The sequence below is a fragment of the Leptolyngbya sp. FACHB-261 genome (assembly GCF_014696065.1).
GTDB lineage: Bacteria > Cyanobacteriota > Cyanobacteriia > FACHB-261 > FACHB-261 > FACHB-261.
In genome coordinates this window covers 72865-90974 of the sequence record NZ_JACJPL010000010.1, presented here as the reverse complement: position 1 = coordinate 90974, position 18110 = coordinate 72865, and the positions used below count along the sequence as shown (strand labels likewise).

Annotated in this window: 17 protein-coding genes; 3 read left to right on the top strand and 14 right to left on the bottom strand. The window is 51.0% G+C overall.

The window, feature by feature from the left end; genetic code table 11:
- Positions 1-101: 101 nt before the first annotated feature.
- From H6F94_RS04675 to H6F94_RS04640, 8 genes are all read right to left on the bottom strand, one after another.
- On the bottom strand, positions 102-560 hold the full coding sequence (locus H6F94_RS04675) for a GNAT family N-acetyltransferase (protein WP_190801069.1): 459 nt from the start codon (positions 558-560) through the stop codon (positions 102-104).
- Positions 561-696: 136 nt separating this feature from the next.
- Positions 697-1341 carry a class I SAM-dependent methyltransferase gene (locus tag H6F94_RS04670; protein ID WP_190801068.1) on the bottom strand — a complete coding sequence of 215 codons (645 nt, stop codon included), beginning with the start codon at positions 1339-1341 and terminating at the stop codon, positions 697-699.
- A gap of 659 nt (positions 1342-2000) precedes the next feature.
- The gene (locus H6F94_RS04665) at positions 2001-3437 is read right to left on the bottom strand and encodes a serine hydrolase (RefSeq protein ID WP_190801067.1); all 1437 of its coding nucleotides are present in this window, start codon (positions 3435-3437) and stop codon (positions 2001-2003) included.
- Positions 3438-4069: 632 nt separating this feature from the next.
- Complete coding sequence (locus H6F94_RS04660) at positions 4070-4657, bottom strand: SAM-dependent methyltransferase (protein WP_190801066.1); 588 nt, start codon at positions 4655-4657, stop codon at positions 4070-4072.
- 565 nt (positions 4658-5222) lie between these two features.
- Positions 5223-6236, bottom strand: coding sequence for a DUF4331 family protein (locus H6F94_RS04655; RefSeq protein WP_190801065.1), 1014 nt, complete (start codon positions 6234-6236; stop codon positions 5223-5225).
- Between the two features lie 513 nt (positions 6237-6749).
- On the bottom strand, positions 6750-7241 hold the full coding sequence (locus tag H6F94_RS04650; RefSeq protein ID WP_190801064.1) for a hypothetical protein: 492 nt from the start codon (positions 7239-7241) through the stop codon (positions 6750-6752).
- Positions 7231-8100 carry a DUF7226 domain-containing protein gene (locus H6F94_RS04645; RefSeq protein ID WP_190801063.1) on the bottom strand — a complete coding sequence of 290 codons (870 nt, stop codon included), beginning with the start codon at positions 8098-8100 and terminating at the stop codon, positions 7231-7233. Before H6F94_RS04645 ends, H6F94_RS04650 begins: the two co-directional genes overlap by 11 nt.
- 25 nt (positions 8101-8125) lie before the next feature.
- On the bottom strand, positions 8126-8521 hold the full coding sequence (locus tag H6F94_RS04640) for a prevent-host-death family protein (protein WP_190801062.1): 396 nt from the start codon (positions 8519-8521) through the stop codon (positions 8126-8128).
- Between the two features lie 425 nt (positions 8522-8946).
- On the opposite strand from H6F94_RS04640, the gene H6F94_RS04635 reads away from it, so the two are divergent.
- The 3 genes from H6F94_RS04635 (at position 8947) to H6F94_RS04625 (ending at position 11028) form a co-directional block, all read left to right on the top strand.
- Positions 8947-9324, top strand: coding sequence for a hypothetical protein (locus H6F94_RS04635; protein WP_190801061.1), 378 nt, complete (start codon positions 8947-8949; stop codon positions 9322-9324).
- 440 nt (positions 9325-9764) lie between these two features.
- Complete coding sequence (locus H6F94_RS04630) at positions 9765-10082, top strand: hypothetical protein (RefSeq protein ID WP_190801060.1); 318 nt, start codon at positions 9765-9767, stop codon at positions 10080-10082.
- Between the two features lie 418 nt (positions 10083-10500).
- A complete protein-coding gene (locus H6F94_RS04625) occupies positions 10501-11028 on the top strand; it encodes a vitamin K epoxide reductase family protein (RefSeq protein WP_190801059.1) in 528 nt (175 codons plus the stop codon).
- 310 nt (positions 11029-11338) lie between these two features.
- Here H6F94_RS04625 and H6F94_RS04620 read toward each other — a convergent pair whose 3' ends face one another.
- The 6 genes from H6F94_RS04620 to H6F94_RS04595 form a co-directional block, all read right to left on the bottom strand.
- Positions 11339-12004, bottom strand: coding sequence for an SOS response-associated peptidase (locus tag H6F94_RS04620; RefSeq protein WP_190801058.1), 666 nt, complete (start codon positions 12002-12004; stop codon positions 11339-11341).
- A gap of 66 nt (positions 12005-12070) precedes the next feature.
- Positions 12071-13393, bottom strand: a complete 1323-nt coding sequence (locus tag H6F94_RS04615; RefSeq protein WP_190801057.1) for a metal ABC transporter permease — start codon at positions 13391-13393, stop codon at positions 12071-12073.
- Positions 13386-14375 carry a metal ABC transporter substrate-binding protein gene (locus H6F94_RS04610; RefSeq protein ID WP_190801056.1) on the bottom strand — a complete coding sequence of 330 codons (990 nt, stop codon included), beginning with the start codon at positions 14373-14375 and terminating at the stop codon, positions 13386-13388. The genes H6F94_RS04615 and H6F94_RS04610 overlap by 8 nt, the downstream gene beginning before the upstream one ends.
- 6 nt (positions 14376-14381) lie before the next feature.
- Positions 14382-15728, bottom strand: a complete 1347-nt coding sequence (locus H6F94_RS04605; protein WP_190801055.1) for an acetamidase/formamidase family protein — start codon at positions 15726-15728, stop codon at positions 14382-14384.
- Between the two features lie 241 nt (positions 15729-15969).
- Complete coding sequence (gene thiL, locus H6F94_RS04600; RefSeq protein WP_190801054.1) at positions 15970-16950, bottom strand: thiamine-phosphate kinase; 981 nt, start codon at positions 16948-16950, stop codon at positions 15970-15972.
- A 21-nt stretch (positions 16951-16971) separates the two neighbouring features.
- Entirely contained in the window at positions 16972-18069 is a 1098-nt protein-coding gene (locus H6F94_RS04595; protein WP_190801053.1) for a peptidylprolyl isomerase, read from the bottom strand.
- Positions 18070-18110: the final 41 nt, after the last annotated feature.

The window sequence follows — 18110 nt, the reverse complement described above, 5'->3', positions numbered from 1 at the left end:
CCCTAAGATAATCTCCTGAGACACCTAACTGCGAATCAATAGGATTAGGTGGATCGGCAGAAAGTTTTCCTGTTCTCAGCATTACCCTCATACATTATCTATCATTGAAAGTTCTTCTCGTAGAAAATCATGGTCATGCCCTTCCATTCCTTTCTCTCAACCTCCAGATAGCCGTTCTTCATATAAAACTGCTGGGCGGCTGCTTGCCGGTCTGTTGTATCCAAATGTAGGACTTTGTAACCTAAGGTCCTTGCTTTCTGTTCCAGATGGTTAAGAACTTGCTGACCAAAACCTCGACGCTGATAATCGGGATGAATCCTCATGCGTTTGATTTCGGCTCGTGCTGGTGAAGTCGGGCGGAGTGCCCCCATAGCAACCAACTGAGTGTCAATAAAGCCAACGACAAAGTCGCCTTTCTGCAGATAAGTTTCTTCAATCTGATCCAGGTCGTCATTCCAAGGTCCGGGACCTGCGTTGGCTCCAACTTGGGAAAGAGCTAGATTGTGTAATACACAGACGGCACTGTGGTCTGAACGTTGGTATTGCCTGAGAAAAAGCATGATGCATTAACTTTGCTAGTGTTAATCTTCTCAGCACAAGTTACGCTGCGCGCAGCAGGATAACGGTGAAGTTGTGCGCCGGCAGATAACTCAAACTCGCACCGACAATCTTTGTCTCGCTTGCGCTAAGGCAGCGTTAGGCTGCGGTTTCTTTTACAGCTTGCGCTGTCATCATACCCCAAAGCCAATCGATCTTGTATTTCTCAATTGAAACCTCGTGTAACCCCTCGTTTTGGAGCATTACTTGGCACTGACTAACTCCATATGTACGGAAATGGGCACGATTGAATAAACGCAGAAGAAGGTCACAGATACGACAAGTTAAATAGTCATGGCACCAGTCAGTGATCACTAGACGACCATTAGGCTTGAGAACTCTTCTCGCTTCCTGAATCGCTTGAGCGGGATCACGAAAGTAGTGAAAAGCATTTGTTGAAATTACAACGTCAAAACTTTCGTTTGCGAATGGAAGGGTATCAGCACTGCCTACACATAACTCCACTGAATCTGGTAGTTTTCGCTTGGCTACACAAAGCATTTCAACAGAGGGATCTAGCCCAAAAAATCTTGCCTCTGGGGCTAAATGCAGCAGGCGCTGAATAAGAGCCCCTGTGCCACAACCAAGATCCAAGACCCGTTCATGAGGATTGATGGCTAGTCGATTAATTGTCTCTTGAATGGTTGAATCGATGTAGAACGACCAGCGGTGATCGTACAAAGGTGCAAGACGAGAGTACTCTTTTTGTACTGGGTCAGAATGTTTTTCTGGGTCAGAATGCATTGTTTGACACAACTACTATTTACAGTCTAGTGCTCAAATACCTAGTGTCCACATAACCTTGAGCACCTTACCAAATGCTCAAGGCAGCTTATGGCAACCAATAGAGAAGCCTTCTGCATCCTCGCTGAGGATGCAGAAGGCTAATGTTTGAAATCAGCGGCACCGAAGGTACCCTCTGCATTGACTAGTTGGGCGGTAATGCCTCTATGGAGCGAAGAATCGCTCGGGTAATAGCCTCTCTCTTCTGGAGATCGGCTGTCCTATTGGGTGTGTCGATATTCAATGCAAAGAATATTGGACCTTTAGGCCATTCAACCTTGCTTGCGCGTGGCTATAAGGCGCCAGGAGAAAAATTGCAAATAGTATCCCAAATGGCCCAAATAGTATTGCTAGACTTCGAGTTTTCATTAGCCCTCCTTTGACGCGCAGTGATCCACTTCAGCTACCACAGAGAACCTTTTGGACTCAACAAAGAAATTCTAAGCGGTTGGTGTGCAAGCGCACTGTTGTGCGGCATTCATACAACAAACTTGACATTTGTCGTGTTTGAAGCAGTAAAAAAACAAGCCTCGGATGAACTCAAACTCAGCACCAAGATTCTCCAACTCTCCGCTTTATCGCAGGGTTGAGCTGCACTTGTTGCATAATATTTGTATTCTTTATTTCTGCCTCTTTGCTCTTATTTGTTTATCCGGTTGTGGTCCTAAGCCCATGACCTCTGCTTGACTTAATGTCATCACACTAATGTTGCCAGCATCATCTCTTTCAAAGGAGATATTCGTATTTGCTGCTTTGGCAAAGAACTCTAGCTCTGAGGTAGGGAAGAACTGTAGCGGTGGTTGCTGACCAGACTGTAAAAACAAGTTCCCATTCTGGCTGATTACGTTCAACTGCAATCCCGCTTCTGTTGCATACACTCCTGAGTAGTTATCGGTTTGCAGTAAAGCAATCGGCTTTCTCTCTTGTGGTAATGCATCAGGCAAATCGTAGGCTTGCCCAATGGAGCACATGATCTCTTCAATCAAGGGCCTACCCTCGTTAGAGTTAAACATGATGACAACACCTGTGCCAATACGTGCGTAAAAGCGCATCAAAGCTTCAAATCCTATATTGGCTCCGCCATGATAAAAGTAGGAACCATCACCTGTTCCTTTACCGGCAAAACCTAATCCTAGGAATGATCCATTTGAGCCTTTAGATTGCTCTGTTTGAGGACGCAATATTTCTTCGATAGTTTCTTTATTCCATACAACAGGAGATTTCCCATGCAGGACTTGCATCAGTTCAATCCCAAGTTTGGCTAAGTCTGTTGGTGTAGTCCACAACCCTGCTGCTGCCATTTCAGGATAAATAAAATGCTTTCCCCCGAGAGGAGTACCATTAATTGGGTGAGCTGTTGCTGTCCTCATTGCCCAATCTATTGGAATTGGCTGTTGATAGGTGCTATTGGTCATACCCAGTGGTTCTAACACCAACTCACACATAATCTCTGGGAAAGGTTTCCCTAGCACATCTACCAATACTTGCTGTGCAATTGTCATGCCACCGCCGGAGTAGCGATAGTTCAACCCAGGGATAATGTTGACTTCTACTTTCTCGCTATTGGCTGGCAGTTCACCATTCAGAACTTGAAGAGTAGTCGGTAGGGGAGATGAGACGTGATAGCCATAATAGCTTTGTGCTGTTGTGCCAGCTGTATGGCTCAACAACTGTCGCAGAGTAACACAGGGTTGCCAATCTCCGTTTGCAGGCACACGCCATGAGGTGAGATAGGAGTTGACATCCTCATCCAGATTGAGCCGGCCTTCCTGGACAAGACGCATGACTGCCAGGGCAAAAACAGGCTTGCTGATGGAGCCTGCTTGAAACAGTGTGTCTGGCGTAACTTCATGGGTTGTTCCTGCCTCGCACACTCCAAACCCACGCGCCCATTCAATTTCAAAATCGTTAATGACTGCAATGCTGATGCCTGGAGTGTGGTAACGCGTTAGTTGCTCATCTAAAGTTTTTGGTGAATCAAATTTTCCTTCTAGGGCTGTTGTTGGCAAAAGGTTATTGATGACATGCTCAATGCGTTGCTCAACAGATTGCAGCATTGGTGTATCTCACTTTCCTATTCTAGGCCTATTAGTACTGATTCAATTCTACTGAAACGTCAGTGCGCTTCTGCTGTATAGACTTCTGGTCAGACTAAGGCCAATTGCTACCGAGTAAACGACATCGAGCAATGAGCAAAGACAGTAGCAAAACGAATCACATTGAGAGTATTTAACAACACGATGAGGTAGAGGATTTCTCGTTTAGTGAGAATTATTCTATGCTTCTGTAAAAAGCTTGAGAATAAAGCTGGGGCAGTTTGGTCCTTCGTTCACCACGACGATGCATCCTTACCTTTGTAGGACTGCCTTTTTCTAGAGGGTGAGGTGTTTTGCCTGACTTAAGTGTTTTGTGGATTGAATCGACGGTTGGACCGAGTAATTGGAAATTTGCCTGTGTTTCTAATTACCGCCTGCAACACTACTTGTTTCTTCGCTTCAAATCTCTGTTGCGTCCTCATAATTCTGCGTTTGTTCAGAGCCAGCAGTAACTTAACATCGAACGCTGGACTAATAGATCACAAGGACTACCATGCCAACGGCTCAAGTAGGATAACGGTCGTGTTCAGCGGATGCAGTTCAACTTTCGAACTCAACGAACAAGACAGATATGTTCCGCTGCAACATGCTTGTTAGGGCTTCTTTCTGCCAATAAACTGCACGACTGAGGCTACGCCATTATGGTAGATGCCCTCACAGACTTCTCGCTCAAGCTTACGAAGGAGGATTGGCTCACAGTTTGGGAACTCCTGTTCAACCTTGGCCAGCGTCATCAACATATCCGCATCCTTAGGACCTCCGGTATCACAGACCAGTTGGTCTTCTGAGTACGCCTCAAGAAGTATGATGCCGCTAGGTTTTAGGCACCGCTCTACAAGTGGATAAAGCTTCTCTCGAATTGCACTAGGCAAATGCGCGAAAATAGATACGACCGAGCCGTAATAATTCGCCACTGGTTCAAATACTCCGAGATCGGCAACCTCTGTTTGGATTTCAACTCCCCTTGAACGTGCTAAAGCTTGTGCTTTGACAAGCCCAACATTCGATCCATCAACACCATGTACTTTCAATCCGAGCGAGGCGAGAAAAACGCCGTTTCGGCCCTCTCCCTCGGCTAATGACAGTACAGGCCCCCTTAGCATCTCAGCATGTTCTGCAAGGAACGAATTTGGCTCAGTTCCGTAGATGTATTCGTCTACAGCGTAACGTTGATCCCACATAAGATTCCCTCCGAAGACCTAAAGTTGCCCATCACCCGCCGCAGATAACCCTTGAATTTCAATAGATAACTTCCCGGCGGGCAGTGTGCATGGGCGTTGTTAGCTTGTGTCTTTTACCTGTAAGTAGGAATTACTTAATACTGGCTAAAGTTTGTGGATGTTGGGTTGAGGCACAAAACTCAACCTACGCGATCAGCGATTGCGCTAATAGACATAAACTTACCTGACGCATTCAAACCATCATCATTCGGCTCAAAGCCTGTGATTAAAACTCTCATCTCAAAGCACCGCCTCAGCAGCAGTCTTAAAACCGACTCAATCTTAAACACTCACAGGTAGCTTTTAGGCAACTGTCATCACCAAGATCTAGCAGCCTAACGGCAAAATGCAGCGGCAGCAAAGGACTTGAACTCAGCAACAGGGACGTTCACCTGTCCGCTGCCATGCCTTGTTAGGCTTGGTTGTCCGGTACACCCACACTCTATTTCCTTAATTGTCGTGACGAGACGTCCGGTGGTACAGACGATGCGAGTCCACCGGAGTGATGGGTTAGGCGACCGTGCCGCTAGCTCTTCTTCTGATGCGGCGTGCCAATGTACGGGAACTCGTTGAGAATGTCGGTATGTGGCTTGAGGCCTGAGGGGGGAATATCGCCCTTGGAAAGGAAGGCGAGGCGATGATCGATGACGTCGTCAGTAAAAACGCGGCCGTTGGGATACTTTGCGGGCTTAGAAGGATTAAAGCACAGCATGTCGGGCAGAATGCGATCAGCGTCGATCGCGGCGATTGCTTCTTCGCGAGTGTAATTGCCCGTATGCCCCATCAAGTGAACAAACTGGTCCATCCAGCGCTCGCGATCATTGACCGGCTCGCTGGCATTGTATTCCAATTTGGTGTCGTCGGTGTTGAAGAAGCTGCTGACACTCGGGTGGCCAGCGCGATCAACATGAAGCAGCTTGCCATCCTCGCGCACGCTGCACCGCCCCCAGATCCGGATCTCCGGGTTCGCGCCGAGCTCGCTTGTCGGCAACTCTATTACCATCGAGAACACATTAGCTTCTGTATTTGAATCCACGCCGGTCCAGGGAGACTTACCGCCCAGGTGGGGTGCGGTGAAATTTCTGCCGCCCGAGGTATCGAATAGACTCTTGATTCCGTCAAAGTCAAAAAAGAAAGCGTCGCTACGAGTACCGGCGAAGAACGTGTAGGCACCGGACTTGACGATGTTGGGTTTGGCATCGAAGGAGACCTCGGCGTCGGCGATGATCTTCGTCCCAACAGCTTCGACCGACCGAGATTCCGCGCCTTTTGCCACGAAGACGCTTACAGTCTGCATACCGTTTTGCGGTGGCGAGAACACGTAACTGATGGCGATGTCCGTCAGGCAGTCTCCGTCGTTGTCAATGTTGAGGCGGTAGATAGCGTCGGGATGGAGTGCGTCGGCAGTCGGATTTGCATTGAGGATGATCACGGTCCTCGATGAGTCAGTGGGCGACTGGAAGGCGTAGAGGTCGCAGAGGTCGAGTCTTTGGTCCCCAAGAGGCGGTCCAAGATTGAGTCCAGTAAAATGGTTCGACATTTTTCTCTCCTTAATATAAGCGTTTGCTTTTGGGGCAACTGTGAGGAGGGGTTCGATTGTCAAGGGCCAGTATATAAGAAGTGGTTGGGCCTGCGAAAGCCGTGCCTTCAAGAATAGTTCGATGCTGTAATAAATGTTTAGGATAGCGCACTACCGCCCCGTGCTGGAGAGAATCTGTGGCATTCTCGATTAGTTCAGCGTTGGTCGGATGAGCCATATGTTTGCCACTGGCGTCTAACTATTATTAGACTGAAAATTTCCATATAACACCCCCTGGTAGTGATTAGTTGGATGTTTTCCGTATAACACCTCAGACCAGGTAGATAGGCAGAATCTTTCTGTATAACATGCCGGTTCAGCCAATTAGGCAGAATCCCTTCGTATATTTTCAGATTAATTACGCCTGTACTAACTAAATTGGGTGCCTGTCAAGCACAGAAATTTCCTGCTGGTTACTCAAGTGAAAGGCTCCAGTAAATTGGCGCTCTTAATCACCTGATAAACCTCAACACCTCACAGATTCTCCAAATAGAGAGTTTTGATGTGAAAGGCTACTTTCCTAGCCTGTATTAATGGTACTGGATAGCCAATTGTGTTGTATCCTTTATTGGATACCATTCTTTCCTTAAGGGATTTTTGCAATTCCCAAACTAATGCCCTCAACTTTGCTGGTTGAAAGACGATGATTTCTTGCTTCGGTATCAAAAAAATCCAGTAATCTGCCTGTGAGCTCCATCCCCATCCCGGGATCTGCTCCTTATCGTTTGAGACGGTCTCAAAGAAAAGGTTGCGTGTTCGTTTAGCAGCCACATCAAACTTATATTCAACTGTGATGACTGATCCATCTAACCGAGTAACTACTCGGTCTATTCCTGAGTGCCGATACTTCAGGTCTTCAGAAACATCCAACACTTTGTAGACAGGAGATAACCATTCATCTAAGAATGTCTCGCCTTCTTGTCCAACTTTGCGCTGAGTTTCAAAACTGTACTGTCTAGTTTGCATAAATGTAAGGAATGTAGAGTTGAACACCATCATTGCCTTCCCGCCGTATGGGAATGCCTGCCCACCTTGTCACCCAATTCACTAATGCTCGTAAAGAACTAGCTCTACGAGGATTTGTGGTTCCTCCACAATCACCGAGGCTCACTAGAGAAATAATCTCTTGGATTAATTCTTTGGTTAGTTCTTTGTTACCGCGAGTTGTCTCCTCAATTATCATTTGAATTGGGTAGAGACCCAACAGCGCTTCTGCTAGGAGACGTTCACGGGTCTCTAAATCATTGCTCTCAGCAATGCGTTTACCCCGTTCCGTCAAAATGTAAATACTTGAAGGCTGCTTCTCGTTTTGACACCTACTAGCCAGACCAATCTCTATAATAGGTCGCCCAAGATAGTCACCTCTCCTCGCCAAGTCTCTATCTTTTTTTGCACCACTACGGAATGCGATACCTAGATCTTTAGGGGTATTAATTCCATAGTGAATTAATTCAACAGCTTTAATAAATTTGTGCGGATCACCGATTTGAGGAATGTAAACGGACTGGTTCTCACCAACACGAAGATCTTGCTCTAGAGCGGTTTTCCAATCAATTGAGTGAGATATTTGTTGAAACTCATAAAATCTGATCTCTTTTCTAAAGACATCGACAGTATAAGTAATCTGGAAAGTTCGTCCTCTGAGTTCGTAGACTAACCCTGAGACGCCTGGCTTGACTCCACAACTAGCTCCTGCGACTTCGCCGCATTTCTTGAGAGTCTCTAGAACAGGGGAAAGCTCTTGTTCAAGATCAGTGTCCCAGAAGGCACTTCTGTCAGAAAATATCGATTTAACTTGCTCGTCGAAATACGTGAATTTGTACACTTCATAACTCCTCAAGCCAAAGTAGTCAGATCTGGATTTCAGAAGGGAAAAACAAAACTTTGTCCGCGTTACCGATCAATGGCAACGAAAGGTGATGAGTAAAACGAGGCGATACGAACGCAACAACCCGTCTTTTGTGAAACGTTAAATAGATACAATCCGTACCACCTAACAGCCTTTCCCATGCTTCGGTTAGTTGGTCACGGAACTCGGTCAGAGGAATTTCCTCACTTCTCTGGATACTAATTTCTCCTTCACCAGAATTGAGAACATCAACATCTTGTAGTGGCAGCAGAAAAGCTGCTACTTCTCCATAGTGAGTACACACAAGACGTAAGCTACCTGACTGAACCTGTCGCCTGAGTTTTGGTAGTTTGACTCGTAACTCTGACATTGGGATTTGCTTAAAACGGCTGTTCATGTTTACTCGCCTTATCCCTTCACCTCATGATGGCTAGTAGCTCTGCAACTGTCAATACCGTATCACGTTTTTTACGTTTTCAGTCTGAACGTCTATACAGTCAAGGCTTTGGAGTGAGTAGGAAGCAGATCAGCAAGTGTAATGGGGCTAGTGCTTGCGTTTCAGTACTCACAGCACTCGGTTCTCTGTAATACACAGATCTTTTTTGCACTGCCTACTTGACTCCAGCGGCAGGGCTCTGTTACCTTCCAACTCAGGCAACTGGACCCCTAGGCGTCCCCCAGGGTCTTATGGAAACTCTGGGGAACTAACCGCCAGGTTGCATCGAACAACCTGGCGGCTAGGGGGCAGTTTAGCACTTGCCTTCCTTGGCCCTGCATAGGGTCACAGGATCTCATTGCCCTCAAGTTTTTGGAGTTCTTGTCATGCACCTCACCCAGGTGTTGCAGCCGCAGCTTTGCATTCCTTTGTCTCAAGTCGCTCGTTTTTTGGGCATTCCCGAATCGCTGATTTGCCGCATTGAACACTGGCTACATGTGCTGTTTGTCCATCGTGCTGACCGAGGCGGACAATTCCTCAGCTATCGCAAATTCAACCAGTGGCTTGCCGCCTGTGCCCTCACCATCCAAGCCTGCAATGATTTGCACCTACTCGAGTGGATTGGCGAAGTCATCAAAACTGAAATCCAGCGCTACTCCTACCCCGGAGACGTGTTGCGCTATTGGCGGCACTTGTGGAGGCAGAGACATGCCCAACTGCGTAACTGTCAAAGCACTACTCCTCACCTAGCGAAACAAGCCTAGTTGGGTTACCCCTCAAAGCCTCGATGTCGCAGCTCAGAACACCGACGTTGCAGCTCAAAGCATCGATGCCGCAGTTCAGAACACCGACGTCACAGCTCAAAGCATCGATGCCGCAGTTCAGAACACCGATGCCGGAGGTATAGAGCACCGAACTCGCAGTTCAAAGCATCGATGTCGGAGTTCGAAGCACCGACGTCAGAGTTCAAAGCACCGATGCCGGAGGTATAGGGCACTGATGCCGGAGTTCAGAGCACCGATGCCAGAGTTCAAAGCACCGATGTCGCAGTTCAAAGCATCGATGTCGCAGTTCAAAGCAACGATGTCGCAGTTCAAAGCACCGATGTCGCAGTTCAAAGCACCGAGCTTGCAGTTCAGAGCACCGATGCCGCAGCTCAGAACACCAAGCTTGCAGTTCCAAGTACCAATCCCAACCCCTAACCATGAGCACCAACCTTCGCCTCGCCCTCTGGGACCACATCACCCGCCAGCTCAACCTCGCCGCCCCGCTCAAACTAATTCTGCTGACTATCGCCAACTACCTCGAACCCAACGGCGGACACTCCCGTGTCACCCTCAACCTGCTCAGCCGGAACAGCAACCTCGAACCCCAAGACCTCCAGCCCCTACTCTTGGGCCTCGAAGCCCGTGACCTGATTCGCAAAGTCACCGTCTATCCCCAAGGCGGCGGTTCAACCGTCTCGCTCTACAGCCTCTCGCCTAGCTTGCTCCGAGCCGTGCAAAACTCCGACTCTAAATAGATCCATCAGCACTGGCAATCCTGCTGTCACCAACGTCATTGCCATTAGCAGGGCGATGAGCCGCTTCCCTTCCCCGTCCGTTTGCATAAAAAACCGCCTCTTGGGGAGTCAGTCAAGAGGCGGCGGAGCAACGACCCATCAACAAGGTTCTAGATAGGCATGCCCTTCACGTTTGAAAATTCCCAATTTCTAACCCGGCTAACACGTTCCTAACGAACAACCCAGCTGAAGCATTCCGACCCAACGAACTACCTCTGAGGTAGGTGGTACGCATTGAAAAGCTTGCCGAACATAAGGGTCAGGTTATCCAGCCCATTAAAGGCATTGGAACTACCCAGCAGAACGCAGATGCAGGCTCAAACCATCGCCAGTCGAATACCTTTTGTCCTTATACAAAAACTAGAAATTTACAACTTTTATGGAACCACAACAACTGAGCCGAGAACTGCGTGAAGGTAAAACCCCTGACCTAGAACGCCGTCGTCAGATCATCGGCCTGTCTATGGTTGGCGCAACCATGGCGCAACTCGTCTCGCTCTACCAAACCGGCGTCATCGACCACCTGCCCGATCCGCCAGTGCCATTCCTCAACGCAGACAAGGTTGATGCCTCCAACTACGCCTATCGCTTCGGCGGCCCAGACGGACCACTGATGTTAGTAACCTACGGCATGACCGCCTACCTGGCATCTGCAGGTGGCGAGAACCGAGCGAAGGAAAATCCACTACTGCCAATCGCAATGGGCCTCAAGATCCTGTTCGATGCAATCACCTCTACCGAGCTGGCGCGTGAAGAATGGAGCGAGAACAAAGCCTTCTGTGAGTACTGCCAAATCGCCACGCTTTGCTCCTACGCATCCCTAGCCCTGGCCATGCCAGAAATAACAACAGCTGTGCACACCCTACTGGGTCAAAAGGACGACGGCGGCGTGCTCAGCAACGCCTAATCAGTTCTTAGGTCAGTTCTCTACGAATCAGAACCCCACCGCCTACGGCACCTCCCCTTGCTAAGGGGAGGTTGGGAGGGGTCAGTGCAAGAGCCTAACCAACCAAACCCCCATCACTTCCTGATCCTCCCCTTGGCAAGGGGAGGCTGGGAGGGGTCAGTGCAAAAGCCACTACCAAACCCTTACCACCTACAGCTCCTCCCCTTGGCAAGGGGAGGCCGGGAGGGGTTAGTGCAAGAGCTACCCAACCAAACCCCCACCATCTCCGACTCCTCCCCTTAGCAAGGGGAGGCCGGGAGGGGTCAAAACCTCAAGCACTCTTAATGCATTCAGGGCTGTCGTTGGCAGGGCTATTGACTTGCTTACTCACCGTGTAGGCCGTCATCGCCTCTGCTGGGTATGGGTGCAATAGAGGTTGCACTTGAGCAGGCTCGCGAACCGAAGGATCCAGCCACAGATCGTAGTCCTGCGGCTGCAGAATCACCGGCATGCGGTCGTGGATAGGACGCATCAGTTCATTGGGCTCGGTGGTCAGGAGCGTACAGGATTCAACTTCACCATCCGGTCCTCGCCAGCGCTCCCACAGTCCTGCAAAAGCAAACGGTTCACCCTCGCCCACCCGAATGTAAAACGGTTGCTTGCCCCGTTCCAAACGCTGCCACTCATAAAAGCCATCGGCTAGAACCAAACAGCGCCGCTGACTAAAAGCCGAGCGGAACGAGGGTTTCTCGGCAACTGTTTCAGCACGGGCATTGATCAACTTTGAGCCAATGCTGGCATCCTTAGCCCAACTGGGGATTAGACCCCAGCGCAGCTGTTGCAACTGTCGCTGCGGTTGCTCAGCCGTACAGCGAATCACCGCAACTGGTTGCGTCGGTGCAATGTTGTAGCGGGGGTCTAGCGGCGGCACCTCCGCCAATTGAAAGGCCTCAGCCACAATTGCCGCCGACCGGGTCTGGCTGAATCGTCCACACATAGTCTGAACTTGAATTCTGAACTGAAGTCTGCGAAACACCTTGAGCTTACTGCAAGCAACCCAGGTTCAGACTCTGCCAGTCGGTGAGACCTGCTTGGCGCTACTCACCCATCCACCCAAACTGATCAACCCACCCAGCGCAATCAGCACCAGAGGCAACCCAATCACCCAGCGTTGCCGGTTCCGGGCCTGGTTGCGCAGTTGTCGCTGCACAAATTGCTCACCTTTGTCCATTTCCTGAAACGAAAGCGTGTAGGACGAGAGCTTGCGCAGGTCGTCATCGCTCAACTCAGCCCCTTGCCAGCGGCTATTTTGCTCCAACTCATTGAGTCGCCCGACTTGAGCCAGCACCTGCGCTTCTCCCTGGCGCGATTGCTGCCAGAGTTGTTGTTCTTCAGCACTTAAAAAGGCTTGGCGAACAGCCGGTTGGTAGGCTTCCAAAATATCTAGGAGCGGCTGATCCGCATGGGGGTTCAGAGTTAGCCACAGGCCCGAAATTAGCCCCAAGCTCAGTACCGCGACCTGCCCCCCGGCCAGCACTTTCATCAAGAGTTGCTGGCGCGCTTGCGGCGTACTTAATATGAACGGTTTCAGCGCCGCAGCCAAAGCCAGGGTTGCGCCGAACACACAAACAATCGTCGCACCAGTTGGCAAATCCCAGAGATAGGAAGTCCCCAAACCCACGCTGCTGGCAAAGGTGCCCATCGCCCAGCCAATCAACAACTTCGGCAAAATCTGGTTGCTGTAGAGAGTGCCAATGGTCGCTGGAATAATCAGAAAGCAAAAGACGAGCAGCACCCCACCAATGGCAACCGAACTAGTCACCACCACGCCAAAGGAAACATAGAACAGAAAATCCCAAAACCAAACTCGCCAACCGGCCTGATGCGCTTGTTCTGGCTGAAAGGAAATCAGCAGAAAACGCTGCCTGAACAACCAATGAAAAAGGCCAACTGCCCCGTAGAGCCCCAGGACTTTGAACAGATCTTCGCTGGTGGTCGTGAGAATACTGCCGACCAAAATCTGCTTGATGTGTTCTGCCCCTTGAGGTGACTTATCGACTAGCAGAAACGCAGCAGCGGCTGAGACAACATAGACGACGCCAATGAAAGTCTCCTGCGAGACTCTGCCTGTCCAATTGCGACTCGAAGACAAAATCGCCGCACCCACAATCGTGAAACCCAGCGAATAAGCATAGGCCGCAGCTGACTGAGGCAAATAGCCCAGCATGAACGCAACCGTCGCACCCAAAGCCGAGATTTGAGCCAGGGCTAAATCGACAAAAATAATATTGCGGCTGAGCACATGAATGCCCAGGTAAGTGTGAATGCCCGTCAGAACCAAAGCCACCAGAAACGGAATGGTGAGCAGTTGTAGCGTGTCATCCATCGTGCAAATTCTGACTAAAAGCTTGGGCCAGGGTACGAACGTTGTAGTCAAACAGAGCGAAGTAATCTTCCACAGCAGGCAACGCCCCCACTGAAGACACTAAGGTCACGACGCTTGCGCCGGTCTTCTTGCTCAAGAGCTTAGGAATTTGCTCCGGCTCATAAGGCTCTTTGATCACCAGCGACACATGCTCGGCCTTAATTTCCCGGATCAGGGCGGCCAAATGAGTGGGGCTAGCTGGGACGCCTGGTTTAGGCTCTACATAGTCAATAATCTTGAGCCGAAAGCGACGGGCGAGATAGGGCCAGCTGTTGTGATAGGCGATGACCGGAATGCCCTGAAAGGGAGCGAGTTGCTGCTCCCAATTGGTTAGCTTGGCATCAAGTTCTAGCAGAAATGCAGTTCGATTAGCTTCATAGAAATCAGCATAGTCTGGGTCGATTTTTACCAGCCCTTCGACAATTGCCCCAGTCATAGTTTGGGCATTCAAGGGGTCGAGCCAATAGTGCGGGTTGCCCGCGCCGTGATTGTGCCCGGCGGTGGGAGCAAAGGTGGTGGAGCGCACCTCTAGCAAGGGAACGCCCAGGGAGGCATCGACATAGCCTTTGCCTCCCCGCTGCAGCTCAAGGTTGCCAGTTTCCTGGAGCAATTTATCGAACCAGAGATCGTGATCCAGGCCGATTTTAACGACCAGATTGGCGCCCTTGAGCTGCTGCAAGTTGGCCAGACGCGGCTCAAAGGCGTGAGGATCTTGGGCTGGCAGAGCAATGCTACTGGCGGCTACTCGCGTCCCTCCCACTGCTTCGACCAAACTTTGCAGATCGGAGGTGGTTGCGACGACTTTTATAGTCCCACTATTGATCTTGCTGTGGATGATCTCACTGTGTATCTCACTGCTTTGAGCTGCGGGTGTTGTTCCCCACAGGATGAGCCCTAGCAAGCAACAGCTCAGCAGCCGCAATAGCCCTTTGAATCGGATCATGTCAGATCACTTACGATTAGCAACCCAAATACTCTTGGGCATCAGGCAATGAACGCTCTTTGCCTCTGGGCTCATTTTGTTGACGCGGCAATCCATTCTCATGCTAGCCAGAGCATAAGCATCCAGGCGCGAGACTTTCTCTTTGTCCTGCAACAAACTCAGCATCGCCAGGGACGCGTTATCCATCACCTTATTGAGATCTGTGCCGGTGTCGCTAGTGACGTAGTAATCGGCATTACTGACCACGGGATAGGTCGTGCTCTTGCGGGCTCGAATATCTTTAGGGTTGAGACAGTGAATGCCTTTGTTGATGTTTACTACTTGAGAAATCCGGCAGTCTGAGACTTGGGGCATGAGTTCAGCCGCAGCCGTCGGCGTGATTTGGCGTTGCTCGGCTAAGAATTTGGCGGTTTCAGCTTTGACGTTATCTAGCGCTTTGTTGAGGTCACGGTCTACGCCAACCGTGATCCAGTGAGCCGTCGTTTCAATCTTGGGCCAATCCTGAGGTTTGCCTTTAATTACCTCTACATTGAGCACCATTTCTTTAAAGGCGGTCTCTAGGGCCGTCAAGTTAACCTCGCCGTTGCCTTGAGCCGCGTGAGAGTCACCTGTCCACAGCAAAGCCCCCTTCACGAAGACTGGGACATAGAGAGTCGAACCGGGCACAAAATCACGGATATCTAGATTGCCAGCATAGGGACCCGGCGGCACTGAGCTGTAGCGACCGGGCTCAGCTCGGGCAACCGCTAGCGTACCAGGAAAGGGCGCCAGGGGAATTTCAATGCCGGGTGCAAATTGGGCAATCTTTTTATCCATGTCCAGGTACAGATACTTGACCTGTCCATCGGGAAAACGATTGGGAAACTGACCAAACATCCCCGGAATATTAAAGTTGGCGGCATAGGAACGGGGCTCAATTTTGAGGATCTTGACCTTCAAAACATCGCCTGGTTCTGCCCCTTCAACGTAGATAGGGCCGGTCACCGTGTGAGGCCCCCGGCCAGGATTGTCAGTCCGCAGTTTTTTGAGTTCTTCGATGGTTTTGCCGGGCACGATCTGGTTATGGGAATGCATCATCGTTTCCAACACCACCGTGTCGCCTGAGGCAATCCGCATCACTGGCGCTTGAGCATTGTCAAACCAGCCCCACTGTGTGGTTTCTAAAGTGGCGGGCAACAAATGCACTTTGCCAGGATAGTTGGCCGGTGCAATTCTCAAGGTCTCTTGGGTGATTGCTGCCTGGGCTTGCTTGTTGTGCTGATAGGCAAAGGCACCAGTGCTAAAGGTAATGCCAAGCAGAATCAGGGCCAAGCCAACCCATTTCGGCAATCTCAAACTTCGAATTCTTTTCATCTAGCTCCTCACCCAGCCAACAAATGCAATAAAAAAACTGCCCCGCGATAACGTGGGCGCAGCTCGAACTAGCAGAGCCATGGCTCAAAGTCCGAACCCATAGGGCGAGACTTTAGCTCAGGTTCTATGTCTCATTGAAGACTGGCTGAGTTCTGTAATCATTAATACAAACCCGTGCCAACTCAAGGGTTGGGGCTTAACCTGAAGCCCTCAAGTTAGGCTCTGAAGTTAGGTCTTGAAGCTAAGCAAAATGTTGAAAGGCTTGAGCCTGGCTCAACTCTTGCCCCTGTAGATCTCGTACCCCACTACCCGCTACCACTTGCCCGATCACCGCAGCTTCCCCACCCAGCGCTGCTTGTAGCTGCTCAGCGGCAACTGGAGGCAGACACAATACCAATTCGAAGTCTTCGCCGCCGTAGAGTGCCCATTCCAGGGCTAGCTGGGGCTCCAAGGCTCTGGGTTTGGGAATCGCCTCTAGGTCAATCTGCAAACCAACACCACTGGCTCGGGCAATTTGCACCAAAGCATCGGCTAGACCATCGCTGCTGTCCATGCCGGCGGCCCGGTCGCTCACAGCCCACAGCTTGGGCAAGACATCCAGGCGAGGCATGGGTCGCTGATGGGCTTGCTGGAGGGCCTGTCGCTGCTCAGGGCTCAGGTCTTGGCCCCAGTGCGACTGGAATTGTGGCTGGAACTGAGGCTGGAGTAGCAGTTCTAGTCCTGCCCGCGATGCCCCATGCACACCGCTAACCAGCACAGCATCTCCAATCTTGGCGCCGCTGCGTCGGATCACTCGCTCAGGCTTGACTTGGCCTAAAGCCGTCACCGCTAGGGTGCGCACACTCGAACGGCAGAGATCACCACCCACCAGCACCGTACCGTACCGATCCAGGCAGGCTTTGAAGCCGCGATAGCAGCCCTCTAGCCAGGCCACGGGCGTCGTGGGCGGCAGAGCTACACCAATGACCAGCCCCAGCGGTTGCGCTCCCATTGCGGCCAGATCTGAGAGGTTCGCGGCTGCGGCTCGCCAGCCGACATCTTCGGCTGCCGTGGTTGTGTCGCTGAAATGGACTTCGTCAACCAGCACATCGGTGGTGACCACCAGCTCATGACCAGGCTGTACCGGCAGCAGGGCCGCATCATCTCCCACCACGCCAGGTGGGCAATACTGCTGCACCAAGGCCAGTAGGCCCTGCTCTCCTAGGTCTTGAGCTGTTTGCATGTTGACCTCAGGCGGTTGAACTCAGGCCGTGGGCTGAACCAGGTTTTCAGCGCCGCTCACCACCCGTGCCGAAACGATCTTGTCCCCTTCTTTGAGTTCGCGCAGGACTTCGGCCCCTTGCGTGGTGTAGCCAAAAATTGCGTAGCGGCCATCCAGCAGATTGCGGCCAGCAGGCGTGAGTTCCGGCTCGAATAGAAAGAAGAAGAACTGTGAGGAGCCGCTATTGACATCACTTTCGGCTCGGGCCATCGCCACAGCCCCGAAAGAGGAAAACGGCAGCACTGGGTCTAGGCGAAACAGACCAGCATCTTCAGTGGTGATGCCATAGAGCAGTTCCGGTTCTCCCTGTAAGCGCACTTCTAGAGGTACCGTGCGCAACTGGCCAGTTGACGGATCAACAAAGCCCTGATCTGGTCCAGCGGGGTCGCCGGTTTGCAGGACGTAGGACTCTTCGGAGCGGATGAAGGGCAGGCCATCATAGAAACCGCGCTGCACCAAGTCCACAAAGTTACCAGCGGTGAGGGGAGCGCTGTAACCATCCAGAATCACGGTTAGTGGTCCCTTGCTAGTGACGACCTCGACCGTAGCGCGGCCTTTGAGCTGGGGCAGGCTGGCGTATTCGTCAGGCACTTTGAAGGGAAAGCCTTTGACCAACGTAGCTTCAAACTCATCCACTTCACTCAAGAGTTGAGCCTGAATCGCACGTACCTGGTCCTTGTCTTGGCCTTCCACCACTGACATCGCTTTGGGCAGGTCAGCACGCAACCGCTCAAGGGCAGCCTGAGCTTGAGCTTGCTTGTCTTCTGGTACGGCCTTGAGCAGCGCCGCCTGTTTGTTCTCAGCGACTGCCAGGGCGACCGCATTCAAGTCTCCCTTCACCTTGCCCCACTGGTTGCGCTTGAGCCGAGGTGTGATGTCTTCCAGGTTCTCCTGAATTTTGCCAATTGCCTTGCGGTCAGCCGAATCGATGGGCAGCGCTCGCCGCAGCAGCATAGCTGGATCAGAGATCGCTGTATTGGCAGGTAGGGCAGCATGGACTGGGGGCAGCCAAAGCGAAAGGCTGAGCAGGGCCAGCGGCAGAACCCAAACCAGTTTAGAAAGGCGTTGGAGCAGCTTCATTGAGCAACCTTAAGCGGCAACAGGTTACATCTTTGCAGCTT